The organism is Streptomyces violascens (assembly GCF_014649955.1).
Classification (GTDB): domain Bacteria; phylum Actinomycetota; class Actinomycetes; order Streptomycetales; family Streptomycetaceae; genus Streptomyces; species Streptomyces violascens.
Genome location: NZ_BMUA01000079.1, coordinates 1 through 1,636, shown reverse-complemented (window position 1 = coordinate 1,636; position 1,636 = coordinate 1). Strand labels below are relative to the sequence as shown.

At 67.1% G+C, this 1,636-nt stretch carries 1 protein-coding gene and 2 pseudogenes; all 3 read right to left on the bottom strand.

The genetic code is table 11. The features are described 5' to 3' along the window. A pseudogene (locus IE206_RS42165) lies at window positions 1-967 on the bottom strand (hypothetical protein); the annotation flags it as partial. Beyond that, the gene (locus IE206_RS42160) at window positions 964-1,380 is read right to left on the bottom strand and encodes a DUF6507 family protein (protein WP_189972068.1); all 417 of its coding nucleotides are present in this window, start codon (window positions 1,378-1,380) and stop codon (window positions 964-966) included. The gene IE206_RS42160 and the pseudogene IE206_RS42165, both read right to left, overlap by 4 nt. A 110-nt stretch (window positions 1,381-1,490) precedes the next feature. Next, a pseudogene (locus tag IE206_RS43925) lies at window positions 1,491-1,636 on the bottom strand (hypothetical protein); the annotation flags it as partial.

Sequence of the window (1,636 nt, the reverse complement as noted above, 5' to 3'; positions counted from 1 at the left end):
AGCCGCCGGTGAAGACGGTGGTCAGGACGTTGAAGGTGACGCCGCCTGCGGCGCGGGCCGGGTTCTTGCCCCATTCGTCCCAGGCGACCAGAGCTTTGCCGGTCTCCTTCATCGCGGTACGGGAGTCACGGAGCCAGCTCGGCATGTCCTTGTCGGGTGTCATCCAGAACGCGGCGGCGAAGGGGGTGGAGGAGATCGCGAGGCCGGTGGCGAGTTTGGCGAGGCCCGTCCAGGCCTGGCCTGCCTTGTCCCAGCCGTCGGTGCCGACGAGGGTGCCGAGGCCCTTGATGGTGCCCCAGATCCCGTCGACGATGAAGCCGTCCCAGACGAAGCTCTTGACCTGGTGCCAGGCCCAGGCCAGGCCGGTGTACTCGCGTTCGGCGTGCCCGCCCCAGGGGGTTTCCTCGGCATGCTGGAGCGCATCCACCGAGTACCCGTACATACCCGGCTTGTGGCTGCCGTCGTCCACCGTCAGCTTGCTGCCGCCGACCAGCGCGGTGATCTTGTCGTGGCAGGCGCGCTCGGCGTCCGTGAACGCGCCGACGGTCGCCCCGACGTCACTTATCAGGCGATTGTTGTGATCGACCTTCTTCTGGTCGCGCCGCCAGTGGTCGTCACCCTCGATGCTGTCGGTGAACGCGAACGCCTCAGTCCGCAGCGACTGCAGCTTGGCGACCAGCGGCCGGACTGTGCCCTCGTACTCGGTCAACGCCGCGGCAGCCTTCTCCAGCCCGTCCGCGAAATCGTCCGCCTTCGTCTTCACCGGCAGCGTGGTCGCGAACAGCTGATCAGCCTCGGGGGCCTGATAGCACGCGGACAGGCCCTGGAACTCCTTGTGGACGTTCGAACCGCCGTCCCGGAATTCACCGGCCTGCTTGGTGAGCGCGGCCGCGTCCTTGGTGAGCTGCTCCAGGTTGCCCGTGAACATCGGGATCCCGCCGGGCTCGATGACGTCCTTGTCGCTCACTTCGCGCCCCCCGGCTTTTCGATCGGCTTGCCGTCCGCACCGAGCTCCTGGCCCTTGTCGTTGACGACGGGTTCCTTGATGGCCTGCTTCTGCTTGTTCGCGGCCATGTCCAGGTCACCCTTGGCGTACTCGGTCGTCGCCTCGTACGCACCGGTGAGCGAGTGCTCGGTGCGGACGGCGATGTAGCCGAGCTCCTGCGCCTTGTGCTGCATGAACTCGCCGAGTGCGCCGCCGACCGGGCCCATCGGAGCTTCCGTGCCGCAGTACGGGCCCGAGATCGTGCCCGCCGACGACGCTGCCGACTTCAGGCTCTCCTGCATCGCTGTTCCGGCCTTCGACATGGCCTCGGCCGCGGTGGCCGTCTTCTTCAGTACGCCCGAAACCCCGGACGGTTTGATGTCCCAAGCCGACACGAAATTTCCCCCGTTCCCTGCCTGCCGCCCAACTACCGCGCGTATGCGGTGAGTTGCTCTGCCTGTGCTACTGGTACTGCTTGCCGTACGTGCCTACGCGCCTACGCGCCTCAGCCGATGGCGTCGACGGCAGCTTTCGCCTTGGAGAGGGTGGACTGGGCGGTGCCGTCGTTCAGTTCGAGGGTGCCGCGGACGAGGCGGATGATCTCGCGGACCTCGTGGGCGGCCTTGTTCCAGCGCAGTTCCTTGCCGTGGT